The following is a 6,812-nucleotide window of genomic DNA, read 5'->3' as shown; positions in this document are numbered from 1 at the left end:
GATTTATATGATGCATTAAGAGGAGCGGTTCTTGATATACAAAGGATTCGGGAGGTTATTGCCCGAAGATGTCAGTGGAGGTTGGTGCCATCCGAGCTCGACTGACAGAATAAGCTGTAAAAAAACCATGCTGGGATGTGGTTTTGCAGTTATACCCATGCCGACCCATAAAAAAACAATTAAGTAATATGATAACAGCATCATAGAACGAATGATAAATGCCAGTGGCCATAAATGGTCGACAAGAGAGGTGAACGTCAAATAAAAGTAAATATATGGTTCTTCAGAAACAACCAGGCACAGATCATAAAATTTCATGCTTCACCCCTGGTACCGGCAAAACGTTTTTGACAGCACTAGCTACAGGGCTGGTCGAGCCTATAGGGGGACTGATCGGTGTTTGTATCATTCAGCTATCCAAGCCTCTGTTACCATTTATCATGGCATTTGCAGCAGGGGCCATGCTCTTCGTGATCACCGAAGAGATCATACCTGAGATACACAACCATCAATACTGCTCAAAATTGGCTACTCATGCTCTGCTCATAGGCTTCGTTATCATGATGTTTTTAGACAATGTGCTGGGATAATCTTATATCTTATCCTTGCGCATCAGCAAGTATATTACCGTAAAACCTACGATTATGCCTATGACCGTTAATAAGGCCTGAAGCCACAAAGGCATAAAGCAGCGCTCCTATTCGACATTATAGCCGGCATCATTTATGGCCTTTTTTATATCCTCGCCATTGATATCGCCGCTATATTTCACTGTTACCTCTTTGGTATCCAGGTCAGCTCTTACATCGTCCACCCCGTCCAAAGTTTTAACAGCCTTTTCTATATTCTTCACACAATGATCACACGACATACCTTTTACGCTAAATACCATTTGTGCCATATCATATTCCTCCTGCTTTATTTCGTATAAATATTTGAGTACCAACCTATAATATTATATCTCATACCGCAAAAATTAAAAGCAGGTATATTTATGTACTTTAAGTAAAAAATAATCAGAGAGGTGAGAGTCTATGAAGATGATAGCAGAGGTAATAATACAAGAGGACCAGGCAGCATCTTATAGGACTAGCGTTATTCGCTCTGCTTACCTTCCTCATGTCATACATTTCAATGAAAAGCCGACCGGCAAGAAAGGTACTAGAGGGTGAACCCACTATTGTAGTTTTAAATGGGCAAATACTGGAAGATAACCTGCGCAAGATGCATTATAATATAGACGATCTTATCTCAGAACTGAGACAAAAAGACGTTTTTAATTTAAATGATGTAAAATATGCTATACTTGAATCTAACGGCAGTATGAGCGTGCTCAAAAAAACAGATACCAAGCCATTAACGCCTAAAGATATGAATATTAGTCCACAGCAGCAATCGCTGCCGTCCGAGCTTATAGTCGATGGCCAGATCATATATCAAAACTTAGCTCAAAATAATTTAAACGGCAAATGGCTTATGGATATGCTAGCAGCCCACGACATTCACTCAATAAAAGAGGTGGCATATGCTTCCATAGACCCTTTAACTAAAGAATTCTATGTAGATACATATAAAGATAGCGTGCCTAAAAACATAGATATAAGCGATGTATATAAAGGCAAGTTGGAATAAAATGCCTTTATATATCTTCACCTAATCGCGATAATATATGTTCTAAACGCGATAATATAAGATCGCGCCCTAATAATGGTATTATAGTCACCATTTCCGGCCCATGACACCTGCCGGTCAAAGCCACACGTATAGGCATAAAAAGGCTTTTGCCTTTAAGTCCTGTGTCATTTTTTAGCTTATTAAAAACTTCCTTGGCAAATGCTTCATCTATATTCTCAGCCTGCTGGACAAGCTCTTTAAACCTTTGCAGCAAGTCATATACGCCTTGAGCCTTCAAAACCTCTGCAGCTTCATCATTTTCCGGCTCTACGACATTACCGAAATATATTCTCAGAGGCTCTACTATTTCTGCCACATAGCTTATACCCTCTTGTACGCTGGCTACTGCTTTCTCCAACCATCGCATATCTACACTATCATCTATTAAACCGGCTGCCTTAAGATGCGGGACAGCTAGAGCTGCTATGCGACCAGGTGGGCTTTGCCTTATATATATGCCGTTCATCCAGTTTAATTTATCTATATCAAATACGGCAGGTGAACGAGATGCTCTATTCAATGAAAACGCTGATATAATTTCATCTTTACTCATGATTTCCCGCTCATCATCCGGAGACCAACCTAGCAAGGCAAGAAAATTGAATAAAGCCTCAGGTAGATAACCTTTCTGCCGATATTGGCCTATATAATTATCTCCGTGACGCTTGCTCAATTTAGTGCGATCCGGTCCCAGTATCATAGCTGTATGAGCAAATAAAGGCGGAGTAAAACCCAATGCCTTATATATCAGCAACTGTTTAGGCGTATTAGCCACGTGATCATCTCCGCGAATAACATGGGTTATACCCATTAAATGATCATCTATGACTACAGCGAAATTGTATGTGGGCATATTATCAGAGCGGAATATTATCATATCCCCACCCAACGTATGACTACCAATCTCTATACGGCCCTTTATAAGGTCATCGAATGCGATCATTTCGTGATCTGGCACTATGAATCTTATAACCGACGGCCTACCTTCGGCTTCGAAGCGCCTTATTTCTTCTTCGGATAAATGACGGCATTTTCCGGAATATCGGGGTATATCGCCAGCCCTTACCGCTTGTTCCTTATCGGCCTCCAATTCTTCGGGTGTACAATAGCAGCGATAAGCAAAGCCTTCATCCATAAGCTTCTGAAGATATCGCTGATAAATATCCAAACGTTGGCTTTGTCTGTATGGCCCAACAGGACCTCCTTTATCCGGTCCCTCGTCCCACTCTATCCCCAGCCATTCCAGTTCTTTATATATATATTCCTCATATTCAACAGTGGATCTTGTGGCATCGGTATCTTCTATGCGCAATATGAAGTCTGCTTTGCCCTCATGTTTGGCAAATAGATAGTTAAACAGCGCTGTACGCATATTGCCTATGTGTATCGGCCCAGTAGGGCTGGGTGCAAATCTCACTCGTATATCGTTCATCGTTATGACACTACCTTTACAGGCACTTTATCGAAACCGAGCTCCTTTGCAATGGTCAGCCGCCTAAACCCATCCACAAGATCGTACTTTCCGTTTACTGTCTGACGCACCAATAATGGCTCGTCTATCTTACCCAGCTTGCTTATCCTTTCTTTCTCAGCCATGGTTTTTTGGGGATTCAAACGGGCATTTGTAAACTTCGGATTAGTCACTGTTATGTCCACCAGCGGTACCTCTTTTATCTCATTTCTACTAGTCGGCGCTACCATCGGTCTGGCTGGAGCCGTCATCCTGTTTTGCCTGGGAGGCGGTGCAATATTCCTTGGCCTACCCGGCACTCTAATTTTGCTGTGGCGCCATTCGAAACTTTTTTGTGGGTCTATGCCGCGCATACTTAACCATTCAAGATTTGTCATGTTTCTAAATATAACTGGTACGGTCTTAAACCCAAGCTGCTTTGCAACCAAATAATTTTTCAAGCCGGATACCAGACCTAATCTGCCACTTGGTAATATCCTAACTGTCAATGGCATAGTAATCCTGCCGATTATCTGGGCATTCGTTATATTGGGCTCAAGAGAAAATGGTTTGGCATTTAAATGAACCGGCTCCACCAAATCTATATGCGCAAGTGGCACCTCTTCTATCTCTTCTGGCCTAAAATAAGATATATCCTCTTGAGGCACAAATTGTTTAGCAAATATATTATTAGTATTTACTTCTATATATGGAACACCTTTACTGGTCATGCCCAAATACGGTTCGCCTTCTACTACCAATATATCGTCGTCTTTTATATCTTTAATTAATTCGAGCCATTTCGTTCTGGATACTTTTATGATATAATTTACATTCTGCTTTTTTTGTTGCTCTATAATAGCTGTACTAGTCCATTTAAAACGCACTTCATCTTCATTGCTTTTAACATTTTGCGGTACTAAACCTTCCAAATGTATTCGAGCTTTGGCCAACTACCCATCATCCTTTGCATATAATATATTATCATCTAATGATATATTCTTTTTCGATTTTTATCAAGTGCTTATAGTAAATTCTATGTGTAGATTATACCATATCGCTCGCTATTATACAATAACAGGGCAAGCATAAAGCTTTACCCTGTTATTGTATAGTATTTGCTATTATTCAGCTATAGTATATATAAGTAAGCGTCGCTGAATAATCGTTAACAATATTTTAACCGCTCGGTATAATGCGTATGAAGCAGTTCATGAGCAGTATGGCTGTTTGGTTTCCCTAGAAATTCGTTATATATAGCCTTTATTTGCGGATTCTCATGAGATTTCCTTATAGGCATATCCCTATCCTCTTGGTATAGAGCTTTAGCCCTTTCGGCTTTGATATCAATATCCCATCTTTGCTGCGCCGTCAATATAGGCTGACCACCTCCATTTATACAACCGCCGGGGCATCCCATTATCTCGATAAAGTCATAATGCTCTTGACCGCTTTTGATTCGGTCCAAAAGTGCTGCCGCATTGGCTGTGCCGTTGGCTACAGCCGCCTTTATAGTAACTCCTCCGACATCTATGGAAGCTGTCCTTATCCCTTCCAAGCCTCTGACGACGCCGAATTCTATATTTTCCAGTTCCTCACCGGTCAATATCTCGGCTACAGTGCGAAGAGCTGCTTCCATAACACCACCGGTAACACCGAATATAACACCGGCCCCTGTAGACACGCCTAACGGATCATCAAAGGATTCATCTGGCAATGCCAAAAAGTTTATGCCTGCTTCTTTTATCATGCGCGCTAGCTCACGCGTTGTTATGACAACGTCTACATCGGGATACCCATTAGCTGCCAACTCCGGCCGTTGTGCTTCAAATTTCTTGGCTGTACATGGCATAACCGATAGGTAATTTGCCGCCGTTTTGCAGCCTATCCAACAGCTCTGTTCCCTCTTCCATAATAGTAAGATCAGCTGCAAAATCGGTATCGAATACCTTATCGAATCCAAGGCGTCTCAATGCCGCTGCCATCTTACCTGTAACGCGGGTACCTATGGGCATACCGAATTCCTCGCCCAAAGCCGCTCTCACCGCCGGAGCTGTCTGCACTACCACATGCAGCTCTGGATCAGCTAAAGCCGTCCATACTCGCTCGGTATCATCCTTCTCACGCAAGGCTCCGACAGGGCAAGCCTCTATGCATTGGCCGCAATTTATGCATGGCACCTGGTTTATGCTCATTTTGAATGGTGGTTCCACCATGGTATTAAAACCTCTCTCGGTGGCTCCGATTACACCTATCTCTTGTACGTTGCGGCATGTGCTTATGCAACGCCTGCATAATATGCATTTATTAGGGTCTCTTACTATGGCCGGTGAAAGGTCATCTATCGGTAATGTCAATCGTTCACCCTCAAAAGGTATTTCTTTAATATTCAGTTCGTCGGCCAATTGTTGTAGCTCACAATTGCGATTGCGCACACACGTCAAACAGCTTCTATCATGATTGGAGAGTATGAGCTCCAATGTGACCTTCCTAGCATCCCTTACGGCTGGAGAATTCGTGCTCACTTCGATACCGTCGGCTACAGGATACACGCACGATGCTTGCAGCGCCTTGGCTCCTTTTATCTCCACTATGCACATGCGGCATGCGCCTATTTCATTTATATCTTTTAGAAAGCACAGCGTCGGTATACGTATATTGGCAAAGCGGGCAGCCTCTAAAATAGTATAATCATCCGGCACTGTTACCTTCTGTCCATCTATAGTCAATGTCACCATTTTCTCATCCATATTCCGGCCCCTCCTTATCTCTTTATAACAGCATCGAACTTGCATACGTCCATGCACGTTCCGCACTTGGTGCATTTTTCGGGATCGATGACATACGGTTCCTTCTTAGCTCCGGTTATAGCCCCTACAGGACACATGCGAGCGCATAGGCCGCAACCGCGGCACAACTCCGGCACTACTACATACTCCAGTAATTGCTGGCACACGCCAGCCGGGCATTTTTTATCGCGTATATGAGCTTCATACTCATCTCTAAAATATTTCAAAGTGCTCAACACCGGATTAGGAGCTGTTTGACCCAATCCGCACAAAGCCGAGGCCTTTATATTCTTAGCCAATGTTTCCAGAAGCTCTATATCGCCCTCTTTTCCTTTGCCTTCCACGATACGATCCAATATCTCCAGCATACGCTTGGTGCCTATACGACATGGTGGGCATTTACCGCATGACTCATCTACAGTGAATTGAAGGAAGAACCTTGCTATGTCCACCATACAGTTATCCTCGTCCATAACGATCATACCGCCCGAACCCATCATGGAGCCTATCTTAATCAGTGAATCGTATTCTATAGGCATGTCCAAGAACTGCGCCGGTATGCATCCGCCTGACGGTCCGCCGGTTTGAGCCGCCTTAAATGCCTTACCTTGGGGTATACCGCCTCCTATATCGTATATCACCTCGCGCAATGTCGTCCCCATAGGTATTTCCACTAACCCAGTGTTGTTTATTTTTCCGCCCAGCGCAAATACCTTGGTACCTTTGCTCTTATCCGTTCCTATAGAAGCAAACCATTCAGGTCCATTCAATATGATCTGAGGCACATTTGCATAAGTTTCCACATTATTGAGCAGCGTAGGTTTACCAAAAACACCTTTATTAGCTGGGAAAGGCGGTCTCGGCCTCGGTTCTCCACGTTTCCCTTCTATGGATGTCAT

General features: G+C 43.0%; 6 protein-coding genes and 2 pseudogenes. 3 read left to right on the top strand and 5 right to left on the bottom strand.

Annotation, left to right across the window (positions count from 1 at the left end):
• Positions 1-344: 344 nt before the first annotated feature.
• Positions 345-590, top strand: a pseudogene (locus tag JG770_RS10605) (ZIP family metal transporter); the annotation flags it as partial.
• A gap of 107 nt (positions 591-697) precedes the next feature.
• Here the strand turns inward: JG770_RS10605 and JG770_RS10600 are convergent.
• Complete coding sequence (locus JG770_RS10600) at positions 698-901, bottom strand: heavy metal-associated domain-containing protein (protein ID WP_291958790.1); 204 nt, start codon at positions 899-901, stop codon at positions 698-700.
• 133 nt (positions 902-1,034) lie between these two features.
• Here JG770_RS10600 and JG770_RS10595 point away from each other — a divergent pair, with 133 nt between their 5' ends.
• On the top strand, positions 1,035-1,172 hold the full coding sequence (locus tag JG770_RS10595; protein ID WP_291958787.1) for a hypothetical protein: 138 nt from the start codon (positions 1,035-1,037) through the stop codon (positions 1,170-1,172).
• The gene (locus tag JG770_RS10590) at positions 1,120-1,632 is read left to right on the top strand and encodes a DUF421 domain-containing protein (RefSeq protein WP_363321008.1); all 513 of its coding nucleotides are present in this window, start codon (positions 1,120-1,122) and stop codon (positions 1,630-1,632) included. Before JG770_RS10595 ends, JG770_RS10590 begins: the two co-directional genes overlap by 53 nt.
• A gap of 7 nt (positions 1,633-1,639) precedes the next feature.
• Here the strand turns inward: JG770_RS10590 and gltX are convergent, their stop codons facing one another.
• The 4 genes and pseudogenes from gltX to JG770_RS10570 form a co-directional block, all read right to left on the bottom strand.
• A complete protein-coding gene (gene gltX / locus JG770_RS10585; protein ID WP_291958782.1) occupies positions 1,640-3,106 on the bottom strand; it encodes a glutamate--tRNA ligase in 1,467 nt (488 codons plus the stop codon).
• A 2-nt stretch (positions 3,107-3,108) separates the two neighbouring features.
• A complete protein-coding gene (locus JG770_RS10580) occupies positions 3,109-4,077 on the bottom strand; it encodes a ParB N-terminal domain-containing protein (protein ID WP_291958780.1) in 969 nt (322 codons plus the stop codon).
• 215 nt (positions 4,078-4,292) lie between these two features.
• A pseudogene (locus tag JG770_RS10575) lies at positions 4,293-5,874 on the bottom strand ([Fe-Fe] hydrogenase large subunit C-terminal domain-containing protein).
• A gap of 14 nt (positions 5,875-5,888) precedes the next feature.
• Positions 5,889-6,812: NADH-ubiquinone oxidoreductase-F iron-sulfur binding region domain-containing protein (locus tag JG770_RS10570; protein WP_291958778.1), on the bottom strand; the 924-nt coding region annotated here is incomplete at its 5' end.

Origin of the sequence: Mahella sp., from assembly GCF_020054945.1 — a bacterium.
GTDB lineage: Bacteria > Bacillota > Clostridia > Mahellales > Mahellaceae > Mahella.
Note: the sequence above shows the minus strand (reverse complement) of the source record. Positions and strands in the feature narration are given on the sequence as shown.